Genomic DNA, 23147 nt, shown 5'->3' on the forward strand with positions numbered 1-23147 from the left:
TGATCGATTCTCACATTGCGGGCATTTGATCGCCAGGTCACGGTATGGGTTAGGTATCTGGCGGAGGTCGTAGCGAGAAGCGGTCAGCGCGGGTTGCATTTGAGGCCGCTGGGTAACATGATTCCAAATCTAGGGAGGGATTATGGCTAGCTATCAGCGTGTCGCGCTTTACATCTTCTTTGATGCAATTGAACGGGACCTCGTCGCGCGAATTCGTAGTGCCTGCGGTTTCGAATGTCCGGAAATACTCACTTCTCAGGAGCGGGAGAAGGCAAAGTCGAGGCTTCAGGCTCGTGGGGGTGACATTGGGGTTGACGATTCCGAGCTGCTACATGGGTTGGATCTCGGAGATAAGTACTCAATTCTTCTTAGGCATAAGGAAAAGCTTGATCAGGCGTCAGCTGATTACTATCTAAGAAATAGAGCGGCTTTTGAATTGGCGATTCCTATAAGGAACTCGACGATGCACGGTAGGCCGCTTACTACGGAGGAGTATTCGGTCGGATTCTCCATTGCGCGAGATTTTCTCTCGGCTCCAGCATACTGGCCATCGCTGTTCGCTACTTATAAGGAGTACGGTGAGAATCCTGACGCGCTCTTGAAGGTCACGATCTCGCTTTGGGATGATTTTGTTCCTGGCGAGGTCTTAAATAATTTGCCGGTCCCGGACTACGATGATACGGGATTCCAGCCCCGAAAACAGCTTGAGAAGGAGCTGAAGAAGAAAATTCTGGGGCGACACCCCGTAGTTACGGTGCTTGGTGATGGCGGTGATGGAAAAACGGCTCTGACTCTTCAAACCATCTATGGTTTGCTGCAGTCTAATGACCACGATTTCGATGCTTTTGTCTGGGTTTCAGCAAAATCTAATAGATTGACAGGTAACGAAATTGAGAGGATCGAAGGCGCGATATCGTCATCGCTCGGGATATTTGAAAGTATCGCTGAGCAATTCGAAGCGGGTGATGATCTTCCGATAGAGCGCGTGCGCCGATTGCTTGAACAGAATAAGGTTCTTCTGGTTATAGATAATCTTGAGACGGTTCTGGATGATTCTCTAATTGAATTTGCGTCAGATGTTCCTGGTCAGAGTAAGTTGATCTTCACGTCCAGGGTTCCCTTGGGTGGAGATCTGTCAGTAAAGGTTAGTGCTTTCACGGACGATGAGGCGCTGACATACCTTCGAAGGCTAATTGAGGCTTACGATATTAAGAGCCTCCGTCGCGTGCAAGAGCCGATACTCCGGCGGCACCTTCGCAAGTTGGCAAATAAGCCTCTTCTTATAAAGTGGTTTGCCATAGGGGTTTCCTCGGGTCTGGATCCGGCGCAAATAACGGCGGACCCACAGATCGCTCTGAAGTTCTGCATGGAAAATGTATTTCAGAGGGTTGGTGATAACGCAAAGAAGGTTCTCGCAATTCTGGCAGCTGTCCCTCAGCCCTTGTCGGCTACCGTGATGCAGAATATTTCTCTTGAGAGTTCCGCTCAGATTGAGTCAGGACTTGCCGAGTTAATGCGATTTGGATTGATCGAGAAATCGGATTCATCTGAGTATGAGCGGCTGTATAGATTAAAGCCGTTTGCGAGATCATATGTGATTCGCGTTCTCAGGCTTACGCCGAAAGATGTGGATGATATTCTCTCTAGGTCTAGGGCAATTGGTAGTGCCTTGCAGGAAGAGCGCGGTAGCAGCAAGAGAAATAGGTACGACGCTCGCTCATTTGTGGTTCGAACTCAATCGGAAGCAATTGCAGCTAGGAGACTCAGGCATGCTGCGAGCCTCACGCTTAAATCGCGATTTGAAGATGCGCACGAGATTATCAAGGATCTAAAGATATCTGCCCCTGAGTACTTTGAGGTATACCGAACACTTGCTTTCATTTGTTTTCGTCAAGGAGATCTTCAGGGGGCTATTGCCGCGTACGAAGCTGCGTTCGACGTCGGTGAGGATCAGCCTCAACTATTCTTCTTTCGTGGTGGTTTTCTTATGCGGAGTTATGGTAATCATGCTGATGCCCTCTCCGATTTTGAGGAGGCTTTGAAGGTTGATCCAAATGAAACCGCAGTATTACGAGAAGCCTCTCGCGCCAGCCTATTTTTATATGATTTTGATGCTGCTCAGCAGCACATAGATAGTGCGTGGCGCGCTGGATTTAAAACGTTTCGTGATGAAAAGATTGTGAACGATATACAGGCGCAGCTCCATGTAAGGAAGGCGGAGCATCGTTTGAGTACTGGTGATCCGCGTGGAGCTCTAGAGGCCATCGGACAGTTGAATGATTTCCTTCGGGAAATTAAGCCAGAGGTTGTTGATAATCTGCTGATTGAGCATCTTGCGAAGGGAATTAGGACAATTCAATCTCTAAAGCTTCTGCCGCTCGCTGTTGATAAGGATGTGCTTGATGATACTATTATTTTGATAAAAAACCTCTCTCCTGGATCTGTAATATCGGATGATGAGGGGTCGGATGCCGAGGTGGTGCACGGTCGATCGGGTGTACTCAAGCAGCAAGGCCGAACTGAGAATTTTGGTTTCCTCAAGGATAATTTCGGTGTCGAGGTGTATGTAAATAGGACCTGGGTTACCTCCACACTATGGAAAGATATGTGCGAGGGGCGTGCCGTTCGATATGACATTCACTCTGACTCGACTGGGCGAAAACACGCAGAGCGCATTGTGCTGTTGTAGTTGCTTGGGCTGCTCCAAGGCAGGGGAAATGGCGACTTACTCCGGCCTAACTTCCCGACAAGCCCACTCAACCAACCCCCGGCAAGCCAGAAACAACCCATCAACCACTCCCTCATCCAAATGCCGCTCCGGGTCCGCCGCCACCCGGCAGCGATCCGCGGCGTGCAGCACCTCCAGCACTGTCAGCGCCCCCACCATCGCGCGCTCACTCCTCGCGAGGCTGACTCGGCGTCCAGGCGACACATCGTTTTCCGGCCAGGGCAGCCCATCCGCGCCTTCACACCGACGGATGCGCTTGAGGATGCCGATCAGGGAGTTGAGGTCGGGCGGTGGGATGTCGTCGTTGATGGGCTCAACGGATGTATACGAGGAGAAGTTCTCGGAATCGTTCATGGCGTCGGTTTCCCTGGCTGTGCTTGACAGCGCCACCGCGTAAACGGGGTGGCGGACGATGCGTGGCTGCAAACCGGGACGAAGTAGCGCCATGACCGGTGGGTCCGAAAACCCCCACGCACCGCCCGCCATAAAGGCCGACGGATTGCCCGCCGGCACCGTTCAGGTACGGTGCCGACGGGCAAGCGTAAACAACAGGCACAGCAATCGTCACGGGTTTGCAGACCCGGTGCCACCCGTTGTCGGTGGCGCGCCATGGTGTTTACGCCGTCGCTCCGAATGCCAATAGAAATTCCCGAAGAAATCGCACGAATCGAGAGCGAAGAACTATTGTGGCACGCACCATTCGTGCAGCACGCGACATCGCCAGACGCATTCGCGCAGTCACCCTGCTGATTGCGAATCAAACTGGCGTAATCGCCCATGCCGCAAGCGAATAGCGCGACAGCCTTCTTAACATCCCTTTCGGCTCAAAATCGGCTGGCGTCGCTGCCCGATCACCCGCGCACCTCAAAAAGCGGTTCAATCACGACACGGCCAGCAGGCATCGCACCCTCAACCAACGCCGTCCTCAGCTTCGGCCGCATTCCCCACCAGCAACTCAATCATCGCCCGCGCCGCCGCCGACTGCCGCCGATGCGGCGCATAGATCACCGAGAACGGCCGCGATCTCCCGCGCAGCTGCGGCAGCACCTCCACCAGCTGCCCACGCCGCAACCGTTCGCGCACGATGAACTCATAGCTCTGGCAGATGCCGATGCCCTGTTCGGCCAGCGACACCACGCCCAGCACATCGTCGGAGGTCTCGATGGACGAACGCGGCAGCCAGTCCACGTCGCGCCCGCTGTCGCGGAAGATCCACGGCGCCAGCCGCCCGGTGCGCGGCATCACGAAGGGCAGGCACAGGTGCTGCTGCAGGTCGTCCAGCGTCTGCGGCGTGCCGCGGCGTTGCAGATAGTCCGGCGCAGCCACCAGCAGCAGCGGCGCGTCTTCCAGCTTGCGTGCCACCAGCCCGCTGTCCGGCAGCTGGCCCAGCCGGATGGCCAGGTCGAAGCCTTCGGCCACCAGGTCCACATTGCGGTTGGTGATGTTCAGTTCCACCTGCACCTGCGGGTACTGCTGCGCAAAGCGCGCCAGCACGGGCGGCAGCCGGTAGTGGCCATAGGTGGTCGGCACGCTCAGGCGCACGCGGCCTGCCAGCGCGCCGTCTTGGCCCTGTACGTCGCGCTCGGCGTCGTCCAGCAGGCCAAAGGCCGTGCGCACCTGTTCCCGATAGAGCCGCCCGGCGTCGGTCAGGCCCACGCGGCGGGTGGTCCGCTGCAGCAGCTGGCGGCCCAGCCGCGCTTCCAGGCGGGTGACCGCGCGGCTCAATACCGACGGCGTGGTGGACAGCGCCACCGCGCCGGCCGTGAACGAACCGTGCTCCACCACCGCCAGGAAGACTTCCACGTCGCCCAGATAGTCGAACTTGCGGCTCATTTGGCTCTCCGGGGAACAGATGTTTTGCGATGAGGCCAATTTATCGCCGCTGGGGCGATGAATAAAGTGGCGGCCATTCCCCGATAGGAGCTATCCCATGAACCTGATGACCCGGCTGGCCGCAGCGCTGGCCTTGACTCTGGCCGCCAGCGGCGCGCAGGCCGCCAATGTGTTGGTGGTGCTGTCCGATGAAAACCACTTGGACCTGAAGGACGGCAAGGTGCTGTCCACCGGCTTCTATCTCAACGAGTTGATGCAGCCGGTCAAGCTGCTGCTGGACGCGGGGCACGCGGTGACTTTCGCCACGCCGCAGGGGCGGGCGCCCACGGTGGATGCGTCCTCGGTGACGCCCGCGTACTTCGGCAACGATGCCGCACAGCTGAAGCTGCACAAGGATCTGCTGGACAAGCTGGCGCTGACCTCGCCGACCACCTCACCGGTGGTCAGCCTGGCGCGCATCGAGCAGCAGGGTTACGCGCGCTTCGATGCGGTCTACATTCCTGGTGGCCACGCGCCGATGCAGGACCTGCTGAAGAGCCCGGCGCTGGGCCGGTTGCTGGCCGACTTCCACCAGCGCAGCAAGACCACCGCGCTGGTCTGCCACGGGCCGATCGCGCTGCTGTCCACCCTGCCGGATGCAGCGGGTTTCGTGGCAAAGTTGGACGCGGGTGCGTTGCCGGCCACGCCGAAGTGGATCTACAGCGGCTACCAGATGACGGTGATCAGCAACCAGGAAGAAGAACAGGCCAAGCCGCTGCTGGGCGGCGGCGAGATGAAGTTCTACCCGCAGACCGCGTTGCAGCGGGCGGGTGCGAAGTTCAGCAGCAACACCACGCCGTGGACCGGCCATGTGGTGGTGGACCGCGAGCTGATTACCGGGCAGAACCCGGCCTCGGCGCTGGAAGTGGGGCAGCGGCTGCTTGAACGGTTGAAGTAAGCCGGTTGATTGGGCGTGTGATGGCCGGCGTGGCACCATGGCGGATTGGCCTCGCGCGTTCTGGCGAGGCCCTTTGCCAGGGAAGCCCTCGACACGACATGCGAACGTCCTTCTTCATTCTCTCCGCCCTGTGCCTGGGCCTGCTGTCCGGGTGCGCCAGCGGCCCGGAGCAGCACACCTCGATCCGCGAGATTACCGGTTCCTTCGTGGCCAACGATGGGCAGCTGTACCTGCTGCCGCGCTACGACGAACCGATGCGCTTCGACGCGGCGCCGTTCCGTGACTACCGCGCCCTGATGGACAGCCCGCTGCGCGAGGCGGTGGTGTGCGCGCAGATGTACTTCCACGAGGATTGGCGCGACCCGGCCAACAAGGCCAAGGTGCATGGCAGCTACGCGCTGCTGCTGCGGCCGGAGCAGGTGACGCCGCAACAGGCGTTGCAGTTCAGGCTGGAACGGATTGACGTCACACCGCGAGAAGCCAAGGTGGTCGATGAGCGCGCGCGCTACTACCTGCCGCTGGAGCGGAGCCGTTACTCGCTGGCTTTTGATCGCGCCTGCGACCTTTCAAAGAAGGGTGGCAGCTATTACAGCGCGTTGTTCGAGGGCGATGGCGAACGCGTGCAGTTGCCGGACGCTGCGGCGCTGGCGGAGAAGGCTACGCTGGCGCAGCCGATCAACGCGCGCGCCGAGCGTATCCTGCCGGAGCGGGAGGACACGCCGGGCGTGGGGGCAGCGGCGGGCAAGGTGCTGGGTGCCGCTTTGATTCCTGTGGCGGTTCCGGTGTTTGTGTTGAGCCTGCCGTTTCTGGGGCCGGATCACTGGAAGTGATGGGTTGAGGGGGAGCATCTTCGCCCCGCGTGAATCTACCGCTGATGGCCTGTCAGGTGGAGGCGCTCAGGCCTCCACCTCTACAGCGTGCTCAACGCTGGCGACGGACTGCAGTCGGGCCCTGAAGTAGGCGGCAACCTGCGGATCGGTCGCGTAGACGTAGCAGCCCTTCATCCCTCGGGTCATCAAGGTGCGGTAGGTGTTCTTGATGATGGTGTCCGCGAGTTCAGCGGCGTGGGCGGGATGAGCCTTTGACAGCTTCACGAAACCCTTCATGGTTTTGTCGTGCCGGTCCCGCGCGCGCGGCACGGTCTTGAGCACGCCGTCCTGCATGACGAGGTCCGGCCCGATGATCACCCCGATGTAGTCCACTTCCAGACCCTGGCAGGTATGGATGCATCCCACCTGGTCGATCGAGTCCGGCGAGATGATCCAGAGGCTTCCGTCGTCATTGAGGTTCCATTGGCGCTGGTAGCTGCCGATGACAATGTCCATCTCCTTGCTGTTCTTCTTGCTGTTCCAAGGCCAGCAGTAGCCGGCCACAACGCGCGCACGGTTGACGGTGTTCCTCGCTTCGATGGCGGCATGCAGCGCGGACGGATCATCGAATACCTGGAAGTCGTAGCTGTTCTCGTCCAGCGTCGTGTTTGCGGTAGGCCGGATCTGCAGTACATCGTCCAGCCACGCCAGATAGCCGTCTGAACCCGCGCAACGGAACTGCGAAGACAGTATGTACTCCTCCACCGTCGCTCCACGGGCCATGGCGAAGTCCCGGATGGCCTCTTTGGTGCCGACATCCTTCAGCGTGACGCGCTGGTCTTCATCGATGAAGAACACACTGCACAGTGCGGCATTTATCAGTTCCTGGATCTGGTGCGTGCCCAGGTTTCCATAGAACCCGCTCTTCTCGGTAAGGCGGTGTGCCTCGTCCACGACCAACACGTCATACGCGTTCTGTGCCGACTCGGTAAAGGAGCCGGACCCGCCGAAAAGATGCACCAGATGGGCGTTCTCGGGCTTCTGGATGAGCGTGTTGCTGTAGACGGCGCGAGGTGCCGCATTCTTGGAGATGTACTTGACGGTCAACCCATCGCGAAGCGCGGCAAGAAGATTCACCGCGACAATGGACTTGCCCGTACCTGGACCACCTTCGACGATGACGACGCGGGGCTTTCCGCTGGCGTGCGCTTGGGCACACGCGGCCTTGGCGGCTTCAAATACTTGCTTCTGCTCATCAAGCAGCGCAAAGGCACTGTTTCCCCTCAACAGCCGATGCACATCGTCGGCGAGCGCCTTGGAAGGGCGGATTCGCCCATTCTCCAGCTCGGCAAGCACGGACGCGCCATCGCCTTTGCTGGTGTGCTGACTGATGAAGCCACGCAGCTTTTCGAGGTCCCCGGTGCTCTTCAGGAAGAGCGGGGCACGTTCGATGTAGGGCTGATAGTGGGGCGAATCGATCACACCGTCCGGCACATAGTTGTGCAGGTAGGCGCAGGGGTGGAGCTGGAGTTTTCCTTCATGGACCGCTTCGTTGAAGCCTTCCAGGAATGCAGCATAGGACCACGCCTGATAGCTGGGGTGAACGAGTGATTGCCCTTCGCGAAGCTCCACGATGGCGTCGCGTTTGGTCGGCTTGATGGCGGACCATTGCTTGAGCTCGACGATGATGACGTGGGGCGAGCCGTCCTCGGAGCGACCGGTCAGGACGACGTCGATGCGCTTCTTCGACTGGGGAAGAATGAACTCCACCGCCACGCCGATGTCATCGGGAATGGAGTGATGGGTGAGTGCACGCGCGACGTACCGAAGCGACTCGCGCCAGGAACGGATCTCGGACTCGCCTACGTCGCCCTTCGTCGCCGCCTTGAAGCTGGCGCGGATGACCTCCTCGATCTCCTCGTCGTTGCATTGGCGAAGGAAGGACGCCTTGTCTGCCTGGTAGACGATCATGGCTGCGACAGCTTGTTGTACTTGGTGCTGACGCCCCGCGAGAGGTCCACCGGGTACTTGGCGGCATTGGTGGCCAGCTTGCTGCTGACGGCTTCGTTCAGATCGATGCCGAGCACGTCCGACAGCCGGATGAGGTACAGGGCTACATCGGCAACTTCATCGCGTACGGCCTTGGCGGTGGTTTCCGAAGTCGCCGCCTTGAACGAGTCGGCCTCTGTCATCCACTGGAAGATCTCGTTCAGCTCTCCAACTTCGCCGGAAAGGGCCATGACAAGATTCTTGGGGGAGTGAAACTGGGCCCAGTCACGGGCTTCGGCGAACTCCCTGAGCGCTTGGGCAGCGCCCCGAACCTCGACAAGAGGGTGTTCCATGGCATGGCCTTATACGACAGGGTTTGGCCAATTCTACCCATGCCAGTGGGGCGTAAGCGACGTTTCGGCCTTGCCCTGCAATCAACAAGGGCGCCAATGGGCGCCCTTGTTGGTGATGCGATCAGGCGATGATTGCCCGTCCCGGCATCAGCCCCGACACCTCGGCCTGCCCCCTGCCACACAGCTGGCCTGCCAGTGCTGCCAGGCCTCGGCATCGATACTGGCCTTCAGTGCAATGGCCTGCAGCTCCGCCCAGTCTTTCGGTGAAGGCGCGGCCAGCAGCCCGCGCATGAAGGCCTGCATCTTCGCCTCACCCACCTGCTTTTCCAGCGAAAGTAGCAGCAACGGACCATAGACGTAGCGATACATCTCGCCCAGGTCCGAGTGGCCATCGACGGCATCAAGCGCCGGCAGCGGCGTATCGAGCGCATCGACGGTGGCCTGCAACCTTGCAACATAGTGGTCCGCCGCAGCGTCACCACTGATCTGACGCAGCGCCTTGATCGACAGGAATTCGGCGCTGGATTCCAGCAGCACCCAGTAGTACGGCCCCTGCGGCCGGTTGAGCGTGCCGAAGTAGTAGTGGCCCATTTCGTGCGCGATGTACTGCACGCGCCGTTCGGCCTGTTCACCGCCGGCCAGCAGCGAATCGGCCACGTTGCCGATGCTGCCGCTCATGGCGATGGTCGGCCAGGTGGCAAAGCCCCATTCGCTGCCGTCGCGGTCGCGCTCGGCCTGGTTGAGCGTGACCATGCGCAGGAAGGTGGGGCGGTCGGCCAGCGGCACGCCCATGTAGCGCGCGTGCGCGTCGGCCACCTGCTGCACGACGCGGGACAGCGCGTCGACCTTGGGCGTGGGCAGGCTCTCGTTGAGGAGGGTGACCTGCGCGGTGTGGGTGATCGGGCCGCTGCCACCGAACAGCAGGATGGGCCGCGCGTTGTCGCTGCGAAAGCGGCCCTGCGTGCCTTCGATGGCGGGGCTGCCATTGAGGTACAGGAAGCGGCAGCCGCGGCAGTCCACCTGCAGGTCGTAGCGGCTTTCGCTGCCGCGCACGCGGGCCTTGGGGTCGAACGCCTGAGGCAGCCATGCAGACTGCTCGGTAAAACGGGCGCTGTCGCCGTTGAAGGCCATCATGCCTTTGAAGTCGCCCATGGCATCGTGCTTCGGGTACAGCGGGAACGCGCCCACGTACTGCACGCAGAGCGTGGCCGTGGGCTCGGCCAGAGTGTAGACGCGCGCCTCGCCATCCACGCCCGGGTCGTACCAGCCATCGAATCCGACCGGCTTGCCCTCGTCATCGGTGACCCGTGCGACGTTCAGACCGGCATTGAGCACGAAGTGGCCCTGTGCGTCGGCGGGGCGATTGGACAGGCATGCATCGCCCTCCACGCGGCCACTGGCGATATCCAGGCGCACACTGCCAGTGGTGAGCGGCGTTGCCAGCTGCTCGGGCGATGCGGCTTGGCTGAGGGAAGGAGCGAGCAGTGCGGCGAGGGCCGCCGGCAGCAGGGCCTTGCTGGGGTTCATCGAGCCATCCTTGGGTGGATGGCGCCGACTATAGAGCCAATATGAATTCCTGCCGAGAGGGGCGCATCCACGCGTGGCGTGCAGTTGCGGAGCTACACTGGCCCCCTGCACGTGATGGAAGCTCGCCCATGTTGAACGGAAAGGTCGCGGTGGTCACCGGTTCCACCAGTGGTATTGGCCTTGGCATCGCCACGGCGTTGGCGCGACAGGGCGCCGACATCGTGCTGAACGGCTTCGGCGATGCGGCGCAGATCGAGAGCCTCCGTGCCAACCTCGAAGCGGAGTTCGGTGTGCGCGTGGCGCATGACGGCGCCGATCTGTCCCGGGGCGAGGCCGTACGGAACATGATCGCCAACGCCGTCGCGAGGATGGGCCGCATCGACATCCTGGTGAACAACGCGGGCATCCAGCACACCGCATCGATCGAGGAATTTCCCGTAGAGAAGTGGGACGCGATCCTGGCGCTGAATCTCTCGGCGGTGTTCCATGCCACGGCGGCGGCCTTGCCCTACATGAAGCAGCAGGGCGCCGGCCGCATCATCAACATCGCCTCGGCGCATGGGCTGGTGGGCTCGGTGAACAAGTCGGCCTATGTGGCGGCCAAGCACGGCGTGGTGGGGTTCACCAAGGTGACCGCGCTGGAGAATGCGGGCACCGGCATTACCGCCAATGCAATCTGCCCGGGCTGGGTGCGAACGGCGCTGGTCGAGCAGCAGATCACCGCGTTGGCCGAGCGCGAGGGCATCGACCAAGAGTCCGCCGCGCGTGCGCTGCTGGCTGAAAAGCAGCCCTCGTTGCAGTTTGTCACCCCCGAGCAGCTGGGGCAGACCGTGGTCTTTCTGGCTTCGGACGCCGCGGCGCAGATGACCGGCACGGCGCTGCCGGTGGACGGGGGCTGGACCGCGCGCTAGCGGGCCGGCGCCGCAAGCCGCGCCCGCAGCGCGTCCCAGTCGGCCACGAAGCAGCCGTTGCGGCCGCGGTTGCATTCGGTGATCCACGCGTCCAGCGATTCGCTCTGTGCGCGGTGGGCGCTGACATCCCCCAGCACGGCAAAACGCAGGCGGTAGTTCACCAGCATCTGCAGCCACTGCCCGGCCATGCCGGAGCGCAGCTCAAAGAAGTCCGGAGAGAGGCGTTGCACCGGAATGGCGATCCACTCGGCCTGATGCCCAAGGGCGTCGCCGACCAGGTCGCGCAGGCCGTTGGCATCGAGTGTCGGGCCCTGCGGCGCGATGCGCAGGAGACGGATGGTGCCGATGTACTCAATGGAATCATTCATGCTGGAGGCTCTGCAGTCGACGCAGCCGGGCGAGGATGTCTTCGCGCAGGCCGGGGATGTAGTGGTAGGCGTCTGCCAGCAGGGTGACGTCCGCCGTCGGGACGAGCCGTTTCATGCGTTCGGCGGCGGCAGGGGTGTCGATGAGGGCATCACGCGCGCCCATGACAAGGGCTGCCGGTGGATGCAACGTAGCCAAGCGCTCGTCGCTGATGCGGGGAATGCGCAGCGGACGTGGTCGGACCTCGGCACGGATCAATGCCAACAGGTCGAGCAGCGGCTGCGCACGTGCAGGTGCATGCAGTGGCTCGGGGCCCATGACCGCACGGCGCAGGCGCTCGCGCCCCCATCGGCCAAGCAGCAACAGTGGGAGCGCCTTGAGCAGGAATGCACGCTGGCGCCCGATACCCGAGGGGCTGACCAGAACCAGTGCGTTAACCCGGGCAGGCCTTCGCAACGCGTAATCCATTGCCAGGAATCCGCCGAACGACAGGCCCACGAATGCAGCGCTTTCCACGCCGAGTGCGTCGAGGACATCATCCAGCCATTGCGCATGCGCATCGCTGTCCAGCGCAGGTTGCGTGCCTTCGCTGAGACCCGGTTCGCCAATGATGTCGACGGCATGCACGCGGTAGTACTCGCTCCAACGTGCGGCATCGAACATCCAGCTGGCGGCATTGCTGAGGGTGCCATGCAGCAGCACCAGGGCAGGGCCGTGTTCGGGGCCGCAGCTGACCACAAATGTCGAACCGGCGCGGGTGGCGAAATGGTGCGATTCGTGTGGTACCGGCCAGTCCGAAAGCACCTGGCGGTAGGCGGCAAGTACGCGCTGCGTGGGAATGCCGGGGCGGCGCCGCTTCATGCGCTGTGGTCCTGCAGCAGACGCTGCAGGCTGACCAGCAGCGCCGTGGAACCTGCCAGGCCACCGATCACGATCAGCTTGAGCACATCGTGCTCGGGCGAATAGATCGTCTCCATGCGCAGCGGCTCATCGTCGGCCTCGCGGCCGGTGACGCGCGCATACAGGGCACGGACCAGGTCGGCGGCACGTGCCGCACCGCATCCGGGAATATCCACCACCGTGGTCAGCTGTGGGCGCGCAGCGGAGGGCTCACGCACGGTGCCGGTGAACACGTCGAGGTCTTCAGCGGTGATGCGATAGGACTTGCCGATGCGGGTCGCGCGCAGTTGGCCGCTACGGATATGCCGAAGGACGGTTTTGGGGTGCAGGCTGAGCTGCTGGGCAGCCTGTTCGACGGTTAGCAGCGCGGGGGACATATCGGAACTCGAGAACCATGTGCTCCCTATTGTTCCATAGAATGCAATTGGTGGGATCGATTGGGAGTTTTGCCGAGGCGGCGACAGGGGGGCATCTCCCTGGTGCCGCCTGCGCGGGCAGCCATCCCGACGACTACGCTGGCTTGGCAAACACGTCCAGACCCTTGCCGGTCTCCAGCAACGATTTCAGGCTGGACAGCACGATCGGCCAGCCCTGGCGGATGCCGGTATCCATGCCGCTGCCGGGTTCCAGATCGTCGTGGGTGACGGTCAGCCGCACCATGTCCTGGTAGGGCACGATCTCGAAGGTGACCCGGCTGTAGCTGTCCGGGTTGTCGGCCTGCGAGGCCGCGGCCCAGGTGATGACCAGTCGCGAGGGTGGGGTGCTTTCCACCACTTCGCCGACCAGCTCGACCGAGCGCGTGTCGTTGGCGCGCACGTGCTGCCAGCGCGAGCCGGGTTTCCAGTCCGAGACGTTCTCGTGGCCCCAGTAGCGGCGGGCGATCTCGGGCCGGGTGATGGCCTCGAACACCTTCTGTGGCGTGGAAGCGATGTAGACCACGTGGATGAAGCGGGTGGACGCTGCGGACATCGTCATTCTCCTTCCAGTTCTCGTTTCAGGTCATGCAGCAGGCTCAGGCGCTGCTGCTCGAACTTGCGTACCCAGCGCTCGTAGACGTCATGCAGCGGCACCGGGTTGATGAAGTGCAGCTTCTCGCGGCCACGGCGCACCGTGCTGATGAGGTTGGCGTCTTCCAGCAGGCCCAGGTGCTGGGTGACCGATTGCCGGGCCATGTCCAGGTGTTCGCACAGCTGGCCCAACGTCTGGCCGTTGTCTGCGCAGAGCAGGTCCAGCAGCGTCCTGCGCGTGGGGTCGGCCAGGGCCTTGAACACCTTGTCTGCATCCATGGCGGACAGAATAGGCAGGTAGGTACCTGCATGTCAACCGCCGTCGGTGGATCGGCTCACGACCTCCCACTGGTCGATGCGGCTGGACATGGCCTGCAGCTTGTCACGCACACGTTGCACGGCATCGCTGCCCAGCAACAGGTGGCTGGGCGGTGCGTCGCTGTTGATGATCTTCAGCATGGCCTGCGCCGCCTTTTCCGGATCGCCCAGCTGATGACCGCTCTTGGCCTCGCGCGTACTGCGGATGGGGTCGAACAAGGCGTCGTAATCTCCAATGCTGCGCGGTGCGCGCACCATCGAACGGCCGGCCCAGTCGGTGCGGAACGATCCCGGCGCGACGGCCGTGACGTGGATGCCGAACGCGGCCACTTCCTGGCCCAGCACCTCGCTGATGCCCTCCAGTGCGAACTTGCTGCCGCAGTACCAGGCGATGCCGGGCAGGGTGATGAAGCCGCCCATCGAGGTGATGTTGAGGATGTGGCCACGGCGGCGCGCGCGCATGCGCGGCAGTACGGCCTTGATGAGCGCGGCGGGGCCGAACACGTTGACCTCGAACTGGTGGCGCAGTTCGTCCAGCGTGGATTCCTCGAGGATGCCTTCGTGGCCATAGCCGGCGTTGTTGACCAGCACGTCGATGGCGCCGATGCCGCTTTCGATGGCATCGACCAGCGTGTTGATGGAGGCGTGGTCGGTGACGTCCAGCAGGCGGCCGAACGCGCGGCCGGGAGCGAGGGATTCAAACGCCTGGCGGGCCGGTTCGTTGCGCACGGTACCGACCACGCGGTGGCCGGCCTGCAGGGCCTGTTCGGCGAGGGCGCGGCCGAAGCCGCTGCTGACGCCGGTGATGAGCAGCAGACGGGAGGGGGACATGGTGATGGCCTCATGGAAAGCGGGCTTGCACAGTAGTGCTTGTGGGGGATGCCCTACAGGCCTAAGCTTCGGCCGATCTTGCCTATTCCTCTGAGGTGTGCGGTGCGGTCTGGCGATGATCCGGTGCAGCAGGATGCGCAGGCGCGCATGGTGGGGCTGCTGCACGCGTTGGCGCCGGAGGAGGGCTACACGCTCACCGCCGTGCCGGGCGTACGCCTGCTGCGCTCGAACCGGCCGCTGGCGCGCACGCCGGTGCTGTACGACCCGGGCATCGTGATCGTCTGCCAGGGCGTCAAGCGCGGCTACCTGGGCGGGCAGGTCTACCAGTACGACGCGCAGCACTACCTGGCGGTGTCGGTGCCGGTGCCGTTCACCATGGAAACCGACGCGTCGGCGGAGGCGCCGTTGCTGGCGATCTACCTGCACCTGGACCTGCAGCTGGCGGCGGAGCTGCTGCTTGCGCTGGATGCGCATGAGGCGCCGGGGCAGACACACGCGCGCAGCATGATGGCCAGCCCGATGGACCCGCCGATGCAGGCCACGGTGATACGGCTGCTGCATGCGCTGGGCGACACACGGGAAGCGGCAGTGTTGGGCCCGGCGCTGGTGCGCGAGGTGTACTTCCGCGTGCTGACCGGCGCGCAGGGCGCTGCGATGCGCGAGGCGCTGGCCATGCGCGGCCGTTTCGGCAGCATCGGCCGGGCGTTGCGGCAGATCCATGCGGCCTATGCCACGGCGCTGGACGTGGCACACCTGGCGGCGGAGGCGGGGATGAGCGTGGCGACCTTCCACGATCACTTCCGTGACGTCACCGGCACTTCGCCCATGCAGTACGTGAAGTCCACGCGCCTGCACCAGGCGCGGTTGCTGATGCTGCGCCAGGGGATGACCGCCGAAGCGGCGTCGCTGGCGGTGGGGTATGCCAGCCCGTCGCAGTTCAACCGGGAGTTCAAGCGTCTGTTCGGCCTGCCGCCGGCGGCGGAAGTGGCGCGGATGCGGCGCAGCTTCGCGGTGCCGCCCGCGCCAGCCGGTGCGCTGTATGTGTCTTCCCACTGAACGGCGCGGGTCGGCCCGTTGACAGGCCTATCTACCTACTAGTAGGTTTGCGCCATGAAAGAGTCGCTGTCCCCGAAGGCGCTGGAGATTCTGGCGCAGGCCCGTTCCCTGCTGGAAGCCGGTGGTTACAACGGTTTCAGCTACGCGGACGTGTCCGCGCGGGTGAACATCAGCAAGGCCAGCATCCATCACCACTTCCCCAGCAAGGCCGATCTGGTGCGCACGGTGGTGGTGCTGTACCGGGCCGAGGCGCGCGAGGGACTGGCACTGCTGGACCGGCAGCTGGGTGATCCGCTGCTGGAGCTCAACGCCTATGTCGATTACTGGTCCAGCTGCATTGCCGGCGGAACGGCGTCGTTCTGCATCTGCGCGATGCTGGCCGCGGAAGCACCGATGATCCCGGTGGAGATTGCCGAGGAGGTGCGCGGCCACTTCGAGGACCTGACCGAGTGGTTGACCCGTACCCTGCTGAAGGGCGCTGCGCAGGGGCAGCTGCGCCTGCAGGGCCCGGCGGACGACGAAGCCAAGGCGTTCATGGCGTCCGTGCACGGTGCGATGCTGGCGGCGCGGGGGTTTGGCGATGCGGCCACCTTCGCGGCCCTGGCGCGGCTGGCGATCGCGCGGGTGAGCGCCGCCTGAGAACTGTATGCGGAAGGCCTGCGGCAACGCGGGTCTTCTTTTTGCCCACCAAGCCTACCTACTAGTAGGTTTATTGAAGCCCAATGGAGTACTCCCATGCCACACCCGCTGTCCGCCCTCGGCGTCATCCACACTGCCGTCAGCCTGCTTCCCATCGTGGCCGGTCTCTATGGCTTGGTCCGCCACCGCGCCATCGATCCGGCCACGCGTGCCGGCAAGCTCTACCTGCTGGGCCTGGTGTTGTCGGTGGCAACCTCGTTCACCGTGTCCAGCACGGGCGGACTCAATCCCGGCCACGCCTTTGGCGTGATCGTGCTGCTGGTTGCTTTCGGCGGGGTGCTAGCCGCGCGCCTGCGCTTCCTGGGGCGGGCGGCGCGGTATCTGTCCACCTTCGCGTTGTCGTTCAGCTTCCTGCTCTCGCTGGTGCCGGGTGTGAATGAAACGCTGACCCGCATCCCGGTGGCACATCCGATTGCGGCCGCGCCGATGGCTCCGGTCGTGCTGCAGACCTTGCTGGGGTGTTTCGTGGTGTTCGTGCTCGGTTTCATCGCACAGTGCTGGCGGATGCGTGGCCGCCGCTGAGAACGGGCGCCGCGGCGACGCTGCTCAGTCTGCCAGCGGCGGCGGCGCGTCTTCGCCATAGGTGGCGTAGGCGCTGCCGCAGGTGGCCACCGCAGCGGCCGCCGCGGGCAGGCCGGTGGCGCGGATGCCACGCCGTGTATCGCGGTCGAACATTTCCGCGTAGCGTTCGGCGGCCAGCGCGTCATCAGGCAGCACATACAGCAGCACGCGCTGCAGGGTTGACTGGCCATCGAGGGGCTGCGGCGTGCGGAACGCCGGTACCTGCACGCGGGCGCTGTGCCAGCGCATCGGCTCGCTGCTGGTCTGCCAGCGGACCTGCAGGGGCTGATCGAGCGGAAGCAGCGCGGCGCCGTCCGGGTAGCCGTAGGCGGTGCAGTCCGCGGGTGGCGTCGGGATGTTGGCGATGGCGCCGTCACCGATGTCCAGCGTGAGGCCATTGACCTCCATCCGCACGATGGGCGCACCGCCGTAGTTGTGGACCTTGAACAGCGCCAGGCCTTCGAAGCGGCTGCGCTCCAGATCATCTGCGGTAGTGCCGCTGAGGCGTGCGAGCGCGGGCGCGACCTCCACATGATCGCGGTAGTGGTAATAGAGGTGCACCAGTTCCGGCGTGCCCGGGCGTCTCCATGCCGCGTTGAAGGGCGCAAGGTCCGGATAGGGGCGGCGCAGCAGGGGCACGTCGGTGACGGCACGATCTCCAGAGGGCGTGGCGTAGCGGTAGTGGTCCACCGAGCGCTTCAAGCGCCCGTCTTCATACGGGAATGCCCTGTCTGCATCGGACTGCGCGTTGGGGTAGCGGTGGAAGGCGATGAAACGTTCGGGCGTGTCGCCCTGCATGGGCAGGTCCGGGCCAGCGCCGGAGCCGGTGGATGCATACGGCGAGGTGTCCAGCCACAGCGGTTGCCCGCTGAGATTGACGTGCAGTTCCGCGATGGCGGCACGCGAGCCGCCGGCGAAGCTGTCCCAGGTGTTCTGCAGGGAGTGCCACAGCGGAACGATGAGCATGGCTGCGGCGGTGGGCACGAACATCACAGCGTGCACGCGGCCGGGCACCTGGCCACGGTCCCGTACCATGTAGCGCAGCCACGCCAGCGCAAGCACCAGCAGCAACGGTACGCCCACCCAGATCGCCAGGGTGGCCAGCGCCACAACGCCCCAACCCAGATTGGGGGTGGCCACGGCGATGAGCGAAAGGGTGGCGATGAACGCCGCCAGCACCAGCGACACGCCTATCCCGAAGCGGTAGTTCCTGTAAGGGCGGTCAGTCATCACCGTTCCATCGGCCTGCGGGACATGGCGATATCTTGCCGGTCCGATGGCGGCGTGGAAAGGCGGACGTTGCCGCAGGCCTACCCTCAGCAGCCGACCAGTCGATCGGCTTCGATGCCCTGCCGATGCAGGCTGCGGTACTCGGTGGGGCTGGCATCGACCAGCCCGCGGAAATGGCGGCGGAACGATTCCTGTGAGCCGAAACCGGCCTGCTCGGCGACCCAGTGCAGGGGGCGGTCGGTGGTTTCCAGCAGTTCGCGGGCGAAAGCCACCCGTTCGCGGATCAGCCAGTCAATGGGTGACAGGCCGGTGGCGTCGAGGAACTGCCGTTGCAGGGTGCGTTGGCTCAACGCAGCCTGTTCGGCCAGGCTGCCCAGCGAGTGCGGTTCGCGCAGATTGCGCCGCATCCATTCCATCAGCTTGGCCAGGCGCGTCGGCTCGCCGCTGGGAATGGCGCGGCTGACGCGCTGGCTGCGCCCGGCATCACGCCAGGGCGCCAGCACCAGGCGCTCGGCAACGAGGTTGGCCACGCGCGCGCCGTAATCCTTGCGCACCATGTGCAGCATCATGTCCATGCCGGTGGCCGAACCGGCCGAGGTGATGATGCTGCCGGCGTCGACGTAGAGCACGTCGTCGCGCACGCCGATGCGGGGGAACTGCTGCGCAAGCGTTTCGGTGAGCCGCCAGTGGGTGGTGGCCTGGCGGCCATCGAGCAGGCCGGCCCAGGCCAGCACGAAGGCGCCGGAGCAGATCGAGGCGATGCGGGCGCCGCGCGCGTGGGCGCGGACGAGCGCATGAAGCAACGCCTGCGGCGGGCGTTCACTGGGTTCGCGCCAACCGGGAATGACGATGATGTCCGCATCGTCCACCGCGTTGAGATCATGCGGCAACTGCACCTGCGTATTGCCGAGCATGCGCAGTGCACCGGGTTCGCCCGCGCACAGCTGCGTGCGGTACCACGCCACGCCCAGTTCCGGACGCACCGGTGCGAACAGGCCCACCGCACAACCGAACTCGAACAGGCCCTGGCCGTGGCAGGCCACGATGGCGACGGTCGGCGCGGTGGGATCGGCAGCGTGGATGGGCATGGCCTGATGCTACCGGTGATGGTGCATGCCGCCGCGTGGCATGCGGTCATGAGGTGATGCCTGCGGGATATATGGCGGCTGGGGTCGGATCCGTTTCCTTCGAAAGGGATCCGACCCCATGCAAGTGCGCTGCCTAACGTCATTACCAGCGGTCATGTGGGTGGCCGGATGTTACGGCTGGGTGACGCGATCACGCCTGTCGTGGCGAGTGAACAGGCCCTTGAATGGAACCGTGTTTCCGGCCCACCCCACGAGCCCCCATGCCTGCCGCCTACGCCCCTGTCCTGAGTCCTCTTGCTGTGTTGATCGCCGCCGCCCTGGTAGCGGCCCCCGTGCATGCGGCAGACGCCGATGCGCAGCCGGCAACCACAGCGGCTGCCGCCAACGTTGCTGCATCCACCCTGGACGCAGTGGTGGTGACCGGCTCGCGCACCAGCACGCGCACGGTCAAGAACAGCTCCACGCCCATCGACGTGATCTCCGCCGAGGATCTTGCTGCGACCGGGCAGGCCAACCTGCTCGAAGCGCTGCAGCGCAGCCTGCCGTCGCTGAGCCAGATCGGTGGCTACCAGAGCGACCAGGAGAGCCTGATCCGCGGCTATCAGCTGCGCAATCTTTCACCGGGCTACACGCTGGTGCTGGTCAACGGCAAGCGCCGCAACGCCAGTGCCTATGTGAGCGGTGCCAACGGCGGCGGCTTTCCTGGCCACGCCTGGGCGGATCTGGCGCTGATTCCGGTGTCGGCCATCGACCACGTGGAAGTGCTGCGCGATGGTGCCTCCGCCATCTACGGCTCGGACGCGATCACCGGTGTGGTCAACGTCATCCTGAAATCGCAGGCACAGGGCGGCGAGGTGTCGGTGGAGAGCGGGCAGAGTATCGATGGCGATGGCACCCGTACCAGCGTGCGCGCCAACGTCGGCCTGCCCTGGGGTGAGGACGGCTTCGTCAACCTCTCGGGCGAGACCACGCGCCAGCACCACGCGATCCGGACGCGACGCTACATCGATGGCTATCTGAGCTATCCGGCGATCGATGCCAATGGCAACCGGATCGCGCTGCGGCCGAACAACCGCCTGCCGGCCGGTGCGACGCCGGACCCTGCCGAGGCCACGCGCGATGCCGAAGCCAACACCATCCTCAGCTCACCGTCGTATGCGCTGAAGGCGTTTGCGGTGAACGTGGGCCATGGCCTGGGTGAGAGCGCGCAGTTCTACGCCAACGCCACTGCCAGTGACCGCACCGCGCAGGCGATCCAGAACTTCCGCCTGCCGGCCACGATCTTCACCACGTACCGGACACCGGGGGTGCTGAGCGTGTTTCCCGACGGCTTCCTGCCGGTGCTGGAGACCAAGGAGAAGCAGTACACCGGCACCGCCGGCGTGAAGGGGCAGCTGGCCGGCTGGGACTACGACGCCAGCCTGACCGGCAACCGCAGCACGGTGCGCACCTATACCCGCAACTCGGTGAACTACTCGCTGCCGTACCCGGGCTCGCCCACCGACTTCTATGACGGCAAGCTGGATTACCAGCAGGGCATTGCCAACCTGGACCTGCGCCGGGGCTTTGAGGTGGCGGCCTTTGCCTCACCCCTGGAAGTGAGTGCCGGTGCCGAGTACCAGCACGAGCGCTACGAGCGCGGGGCAGGGCAGTGGGAGTCGTACACCGGATTCGGTGCCGCTGCGTTTGTCGGCTACTCCACCGCCGACGCGGTGAAGGCCACGCGCAACAGCAAGGCGGTGTACGTGGGGGCGGCGACCAACGTCACCTCGCGCTGGTACCTGGATGCGGCCGCGCGCTGGGAAGACCATTCGGACTTCGGCAGCGTCTCGACCGGACGCTTGACCAGCCGCTTCGACATCACCGACGCACTGGGCGTGCGTGCGACGGTCAGCAACGGCTTCCACGCGCCAAGCCTGGGCGCGCAGTTCTACCAGGCCACGGGCAGCTGCCCGTGCGGTACGACGCTGGTGGCGCAGGTGTCCTCGCCCGCTGCGGTGGCACTGGGTGCCACCCCGCTGAAACCGGAGAAGGCCACCAACTACAGCATCGGCGTGACCTGGGACCCGAGCCCGGCCTTCCACCTGGCCGTGGATGCCTACCAGATCGACATCCGCGGCCAGCTCGGCCAGTCCAGCCAGATCGGCTACAACGCGCAGGATCCGGCGCGCATCACCGACAACAGCGGCACCGTATTGACCTCCGCGCAGAAGAACACGATCGATGCGCTGCTGGGTTCGGCCGGCATCAGCATCCTGCCGGGCGACGCGTTCTATGCCAGCTACTTCACCAACGTGGGCGACACCCGCACGCGCGGCGTGGAGCTGACGCTGGAGGCGAACCAGGACACATCGTGGGGCAAGCTGCGCTGGAGCTATGCCGCCAACGTCGGACGCACCACGATCCGCAGCGTCAGCGCCATTCCTGCGGCGCTGCAGGGGCTGCCCAACATCAACCTGCTGACGAAGTCCGGCGAGTACGCGTTGCGCTTCCGTACGCCCAGCTACACCCAGGTGGCCGGACTGGGCTGGCAGAACGGACGCTGGCGCTCGAATGTGGACGTTACCTACTACGGGTCGATCAAGCGCCTCAACAACGGCGTGGAGTACAGGCAGCCACCGGTGCTGGTGACCAACCTGTCCGGCGGTGTGGAGCTGGGCGCGGGCTGGAGTGCGGCGCTGGGCATCAACAACGTGTTCGACAAGCGCACCCGCAAGGTGCCGGAGTACGCGCGCAGCGCCACCGACGTGGCCAGCATCGAGACCACCTGGGACAGCGGTGACGTGCTCAGCAGGATCGGCGCGTTCTGGTACGGGCGGGTCAATTACCGGTTCTGAGGTTCAGGCATGGCGTCGCCGGCCAGCGTCCGGCGTTACCGAGGAGAGTGGCATGTCATCTGGGTTGAAGATTGTTGCGTTGATCGGTTCGCCAACGGCATCGGTGAATTCGCGCACGCTGTTGCTGGTACGGCACCTGCTGGAGGCGCTGCAGCAGCGCCTGCATGCCAGCGTGACACTGGTGGAGCTGGCGCCGATAGCGCGCGCGCTGGGGCAGACGCTGTCGCGCAGCGAGGCCGAGCCCGCGGTGGAGCAGGCGCTGGCCACCCTCGAGGACGCCGAGCTACTGGTGGTGGCCGCACCGGTCCATCGTGGCTCGTACCCGGGGTTGTTCAAGCACCTGGTGGACTTCATCGACCTCGAGGCGCTGGTGGACACCCCTGTGCTGCTGGCGGCCACCGGGGGCAGCGAGCGGCATGCGCTGGTGATCGACCATCAGCTGCGACCTTTGTTCAGCTTCCTGCAGGCGCATACGTTGCCCATCGGCGTGTACGCCACACCAGCCGATTTCGATGGCGAGCAGATCAACAGCGCGGCGTTGCAGGCGCGCATCCAGTTGGCTGCCGAGCGCGCTGCCGGGCATCTGCTGCCGCATGCCGCCAGCGGGCCGGCGCCCCTGCGCCGCATCGCCTGAGCTGCCCATAACGGCCAGCAGTCTGCTTATTGCCAACCTGCATCTGCGTGGCCGGATCCGACCGGCGATTGTCGCCAGCAGGTACGGGCGCGGCGCACAGCTTCTCTAGCATCGATAGCGAAACGGCACTTCATTGCCGGCCCAGACGAGGACGAACCCGTGGCTGCAGCTGCCTCCCCCAAACCCATTCTGTTCCTGCTTGATCGCGAGTTCGTCGACGGCCAGTTGCCGGGCCAGCGCTTCTTCTGCCGGCACAGCCTGCTGCTGGAAGGCGCGCTGTCCAGCATCGACGGCCTGGATGCACAGCTGGACGTGCGCCGCATCGGCTTCGCGCGGCCACGCCGCGAGGTGATCGCGGCGGTGGGCGAGCAGGACCAGTCGCTGCCGAAGCTGGTGCTGCCGCAGGGCGTGCGCAGCGAACACGCCAACGGTGCCTACCAGGACCGGCAGTACGTGACCGGTGCCGAGCCGATCCTGGCCGCACTCAATGGCCTGCTTGGCATTCCTGTGGCCCACCCCTGAGCGAGGACGCG

The 23147-nt window shown here is 64.2% G+C and carries 23 protein-coding genes; 10 read left to right on the forward strand and 13 right to left on the reverse strand.

The annotated features are described in order from the left end of the window. The first annotated feature begins 142 nt into the window (after positions 1–142). Complete coding sequence (locus N8888_RS07795) at positions 143–2689, forward strand: tetratricopeptide repeat protein (protein WP_263177963.1); 2547 nt, start codon at positions 143–145, stop codon at positions 2687–2689. Positions 2690–2725: 36 nt separating this feature from the next. Here the strand turns inward: N8888_RS07795 and N8888_RS07800 are convergent, their stop codons facing one another. Together N8888_RS07800 and N8888_RS07805 are read right to left on the reverse strand one after the other, a co-directional pair. Beyond that, positions 2726–3082, reverse strand: a complete 357-nt coding sequence (locus N8888_RS07800; protein WP_263177965.1) for a hypothetical protein — start codon at positions 3080–3082, stop codon at positions 2726–2728. Between the two features lie 555 nt (positions 3083–3637). After that, a complete protein-coding gene (locus N8888_RS07805; RefSeq protein WP_263177967.1) occupies positions 3638–4561 on the reverse strand; it encodes a LysR family transcriptional regulator in 924 nt (307 codons plus the stop codon). Positions 4562–4658: 97 nt separating this feature from the next. Here N8888_RS07805 and N8888_RS07810 point away from each other — a divergent pair, with 97 nt between their 5' ends. Continuing rightward, positions 4659–5498, forward strand: coding sequence for a type 1 glutamine amidotransferase domain-containing protein (locus tag N8888_RS07810; protein WP_263177969.1), 840 nt, complete (start codon positions 4659–4661; stop codon positions 5496–5498). 98 nt (positions 5499–5596) lie between these two features. Further along, positions 5597–6328, forward strand: a complete 732-nt coding sequence (locus N8888_RS07815; protein ID WP_263177971.1) for a hypothetical protein — start codon at positions 5597–5599, stop codon at positions 6326–6328. A 66-nt stretch (positions 6329–6394) separates the two neighbouring features. On the opposite strand, the gene N8888_RS07820 is transcribed toward N8888_RS07815, so the two are convergent. The 3 genes from N8888_RS07820 to N8888_RS07830 all read right to left on the reverse strand — a co-directional run bounded on the left by N8888_RS07820 (position 6395) and on the right by N8888_RS07830 (position 10176). Further along, entirely contained in the window at positions 6395–8278 is a 1884-nt protein-coding gene (locus N8888_RS07820; protein ID WP_197600479.1) for a DUF2075 domain-containing protein, read from the reverse strand. Further along, positions 8275–8547: a nucleotide pyrophosphohydrolase gene (locus tag N8888_RS07825; RefSeq protein WP_227255387.1), complete on the reverse strand. Its 273-nt coding sequence runs from the start codon at positions 8545–8547 to the stop codon at positions 8275–8277. The genes N8888_RS07820 and N8888_RS07825 overlap by 4 nt, the downstream gene beginning before the upstream one ends. Before the next feature lie 249 nt (positions 8548–8796). Beyond that, on the reverse strand, positions 8797–10176 hold the full coding sequence (locus N8888_RS07830) for a M1 aminopeptidase family protein (RefSeq protein WP_263177974.1): 1380 nt from the start codon (positions 10174–10176) through the stop codon (positions 8797–8799). Positions 10177–10304: 128 nt separating this feature from the next. Here N8888_RS07830 and N8888_RS07835 point away from each other — a divergent pair, with 128 nt between their 5' ends. Then, positions 10305–11087, forward strand: a complete 783-nt coding sequence (locus N8888_RS07835; protein ID WP_197600481.1) for a 3-hydroxybutyrate dehydrogenase — start codon at positions 10305–10307, stop codon at positions 11085–11087. Here the strand turns inward: N8888_RS07835 and N8888_RS07840 are convergent. From N8888_RS07840 to N8888_RS07865, 6 genes are all read right to left on the reverse strand, one after another. Further along, positions 11084–11455, reverse strand: coding sequence for a DUF4180 domain-containing protein (locus tag N8888_RS07840; protein ID WP_111186661.1), 372 nt, complete (start codon positions 11453–11455; stop codon positions 11084–11086). The genes N8888_RS07835 and N8888_RS07840 overlap by 4 nt on opposite strands. Then, positions 11448–12314, reverse strand: a complete 867-nt coding sequence (locus tag N8888_RS07845; protein ID WP_263177977.1) for an alpha/beta fold hydrolase — start codon at positions 12312–12314, stop codon at positions 11448–11450. Before N8888_RS07845 ends, N8888_RS07840 begins: the two co-directional genes overlap by 8 nt. Beyond that, complete coding sequence (locus N8888_RS07850) at positions 12311–12730, reverse strand: helix-turn-helix domain-containing protein (protein ID WP_263177979.1); 420 nt, start codon at positions 12728–12730, stop codon at positions 12311–12313. Before N8888_RS07850 ends, N8888_RS07845 begins: the two co-directional genes overlap by 4 nt. 133 nt (positions 12731–12863) lie before the next feature. Then, a complete protein-coding gene (locus tag N8888_RS07855) occupies positions 12864–13322 on the reverse strand; it encodes an SRPBCC family protein (protein WP_263177981.1) in 459 nt (152 codons plus the stop codon). A 2-nt stretch (positions 13323–13324) separates the two neighbouring features. Further along, a complete protein-coding gene (locus N8888_RS07860) occupies positions 13325–13639 on the reverse strand; it encodes an ArsR/SmtB family transcription factor (protein WP_053517574.1) in 315 nt (104 codons plus the stop codon). Positions 13640–13672: 33 nt separating this feature from the next. Further along, positions 13673–14509, reverse strand: a complete 837-nt coding sequence (locus N8888_RS07865; protein ID WP_263177982.1) for an oxidoreductase — start codon at positions 14507–14509, stop codon at positions 13673–13675. Positions 14510–14611: 102 nt separating this feature from the next. Between N8888_RS07865 and N8888_RS07870 the strand changes: the two genes are divergently transcribed. From N8888_RS07870 to N8888_RS07880, 3 genes are all read left to right on the forward strand, one after another. After that, positions 14612–15565 carry an AraC family transcriptional regulator gene (locus N8888_RS07870; RefSeq protein ID WP_263177983.1) on the forward strand — a complete coding sequence of 318 codons (954 nt, stop codon included), beginning with the start codon at positions 14612–14614 and terminating at the stop codon, positions 15563–15565. Positions 15566–15619: 54 nt separating this feature from the next. Continuing rightward, positions 15620–16204 (forward strand): TetR/AcrR family transcriptional regulator, encoded by a 585-nt coding sequence (locus tag N8888_RS07875; protein ID WP_193396291.1) that lies wholly within the window; start codon positions 15620–15622, stop codon positions 16202–16204. 96 nt (positions 16205–16300) lie between these two features. Next, positions 16301–16786, forward strand: a complete 486-nt coding sequence (locus N8888_RS07880) for a hypothetical protein (protein ID WP_193396292.1) — start codon at positions 16301–16303, stop codon at positions 16784–16786. A gap of 24 nt (positions 16787–16810) precedes the next feature. On the opposite strand, the gene N8888_RS07885 is transcribed toward N8888_RS07880, so the two are convergent. Both N8888_RS07885 and N8888_RS07890 read right to left on the reverse strand, forming a co-directional pair. Beyond that, positions 16811–18055 carry a hypothetical protein gene (locus N8888_RS07885; RefSeq protein WP_263177986.1) on the reverse strand — a complete coding sequence of 415 codons (1245 nt, stop codon included), beginning with the start codon at positions 18053–18055 and terminating at the stop codon, positions 16811–16813. 86 nt (positions 18056–18141) lie between these two features. Then, on the reverse strand, positions 18142–19143 hold the full coding sequence (locus N8888_RS07890; protein ID WP_263177989.1) for a helix-turn-helix domain-containing protein: 1002 nt from the start codon (positions 19141–19143) through the stop codon (positions 18142–18144). A 260-nt stretch (positions 19144–19403) separates the two neighbouring features. Here N8888_RS07890 and N8888_RS07895 point away from each other — a divergent pair, with 260 nt between their 5' ends. From N8888_RS07895 to N8888_RS07905, 3 genes are all read left to right on the forward strand, one after another. Continuing rightward, a complete protein-coding gene (locus N8888_RS07895) occupies positions 19404–21980 on the forward strand; it encodes a TonB-dependent receptor plug domain-containing protein (RefSeq protein ID WP_263177991.1) in 2577 nt (858 codons plus the stop codon). Positions 21981–22032: 52 nt separating this feature from the next. Beyond that, positions 22033–22614, forward strand: coding sequence for an FMN reductase (msuE, locus tag N8888_RS07900; RefSeq protein ID WP_053517566.1), 582 nt, complete (start codon positions 22033–22035; stop codon positions 22612–22614). Positions 22615–22773: 159 nt separating this feature from the next. Beyond that, positions 22774–23136 (forward strand): DUF3088 family protein, encoded by a 363-nt coding sequence (locus N8888_RS07905; RefSeq protein ID WP_053517565.1) that lies wholly within the window; start codon positions 22774–22776, stop codon positions 23134–23136. The last annotated feature ends 11 nt before the right edge of the window (positions 23137–23147 follow it).

The organism is Stenotrophomonas maltophilia (assembly GCF_025642255.1).
Taxonomy (GTDB): Bacteria; Pseudomonadota; Gammaproteobacteria; order Xanthomonadales; family Xanthomonadaceae; genus Stenotrophomonas; species Stenotrophomonas maltophilia_P.

What these genes read in the sequence shown, in the direction of transcription:
- N8888_RS07795 (WP_263177963.1), top strand. Translation starts at nt 143, where the DNA reads ATGGCTAGCTATCAGCGTGTCGCGCTTTACATCTTCTTTGATGCAATT.
- N8888_RS07800 (WP_263177965.1), bottom strand. Translation starts at nt 3,082, where the DNA reads ATGAACGATTCCGAGAACTTCTCCTCGTATACATCCGTTGAGCCCATC.
- N8888_RS07805 (WP_263177967.1), bottom strand. Translation starts at nt 4,561, where the DNA reads ATGAGCCGCAAGTTCGACTATCTGGGCGACGTGGAAGTCTTCCTGGCG.
- N8888_RS07810 (WP_263177969.1), top strand. Translation starts at nt 4,659, where the DNA reads ATGAACCTGATGACCCGGCTGGCCGCAGCGCTGGCCTTGACTCTGGCC.
- N8888_RS07815 (WP_263177971.1), top strand. Translation starts at nt 5,597, where the DNA reads ATGCGAACGTCCTTCTTCATTCTCTCCGCCCTGTGCCTGGGCCTGCTG.
- N8888_RS07820 (WP_197600479.1), bottom strand. Translation starts at nt 8,278, where the DNA reads ATGATCGTCTACCAGGCAGACAAGGCGTCCTTCCTTCGCCAATGCAAC.
- N8888_RS07825 (WP_227255387.1), bottom strand. Translation starts at nt 8,547, where the DNA reads ATGGCCCTTTCCGGCGAAGTTGGAGAGCTGAACGAGATCTTCCAGTGG.
- N8888_RS07830 (WP_263177974.1), bottom strand. Translation starts at nt 10,176, where the DNA reads ATGAACCCCAGCAAGGCCCTGCTGCCGGCGGCCCTCGCCGCACTGCTC.
- N8888_RS07835 (WP_197600481.1), top strand. Translation starts at nt 10,305, where the DNA reads ATGTTGAACGGAAAGGTCGCGGTGGTCACCGGTTCCACCAGTGGTATT.
- N8888_RS07840 (WP_111186661.1), bottom strand. Translation starts at nt 11,455, where the DNA reads ATGAATGATTCCATTGAGTACATCGGCACCATCCGTCTCCTGCGCATC.
- N8888_RS07845 (WP_263177977.1), bottom strand. Translation starts at nt 12,314, where the DNA reads ATGAAGCGGCGCCGCCCCGGCATTCCCACGCAGCGCGTACTTGCCGCC.
- N8888_RS07850 (WP_263177979.1), bottom strand. Translation starts at nt 12,730, where the DNA reads ATGTCCCCCGCGCTGCTAACCGTCGAACAGGCTGCCCAGCAGCTCAGC.
- N8888_RS07855 (WP_263177981.1), bottom strand. Translation starts at nt 13,322, where the DNA reads ATGTCCGCAGCGTCCACCCGCTTCATCCACGTGGTCTACATCGCTTCC.
- N8888_RS07860 (WP_053517574.1), bottom strand. Translation starts at nt 13,639, where the DNA reads ATGGATGCAGACAAGGTGTTCAAGGCCCTGGCCGACCCCACGCGCAGG.
- N8888_RS07865 (WP_263177982.1), bottom strand. Translation starts at nt 14,509, where the DNA reads ATGTCCCCCTCCCGTCTGCTGCTCATCACCGGCGTCAGCAGCGGCTTC.
- N8888_RS07875 (WP_193396291.1), top strand. Translation starts at nt 15,620, where the DNA reads ATGAAAGAGTCGCTGTCCCCGAAGGCGCTGGAGATTCTGGCGCAGGCC.
- N8888_RS07880 (WP_193396292.1), top strand. Translation starts at nt 16,301, where the DNA reads ATGCCACACCCGCTGTCCGCCCTCGGCGTCATCCACACTGCCGTCAGC.
- N8888_RS07885 (WP_263177986.1), bottom strand. Translation starts at nt 18,055, where the DNA reads ATGACTGACCGCCCTTACAGGAACTACCGCTTCGGGATAGGCGTGTCG.
- N8888_RS07890 (WP_263177989.1), bottom strand. Translation starts at nt 19,143, where the DNA reads ATGCCCATCCACGCTGCCGATCCCACCGCGCCGACCGTCGCCATCGTG.
- N8888_RS07895 (WP_263177991.1), top strand. Translation starts at nt 19,404, where the DNA reads ATGCCTGCCGCCTACGCCCCTGTCCTGAGTCCTCTTGCTGTGTTGATC.
- msuE (WP_053517566.1), top strand. Translation starts at nt 22,033, where the DNA reads ATGTCATCTGGGTTGAAGATTGTTGCGTTGATCGGTTCGCCAACGGCA.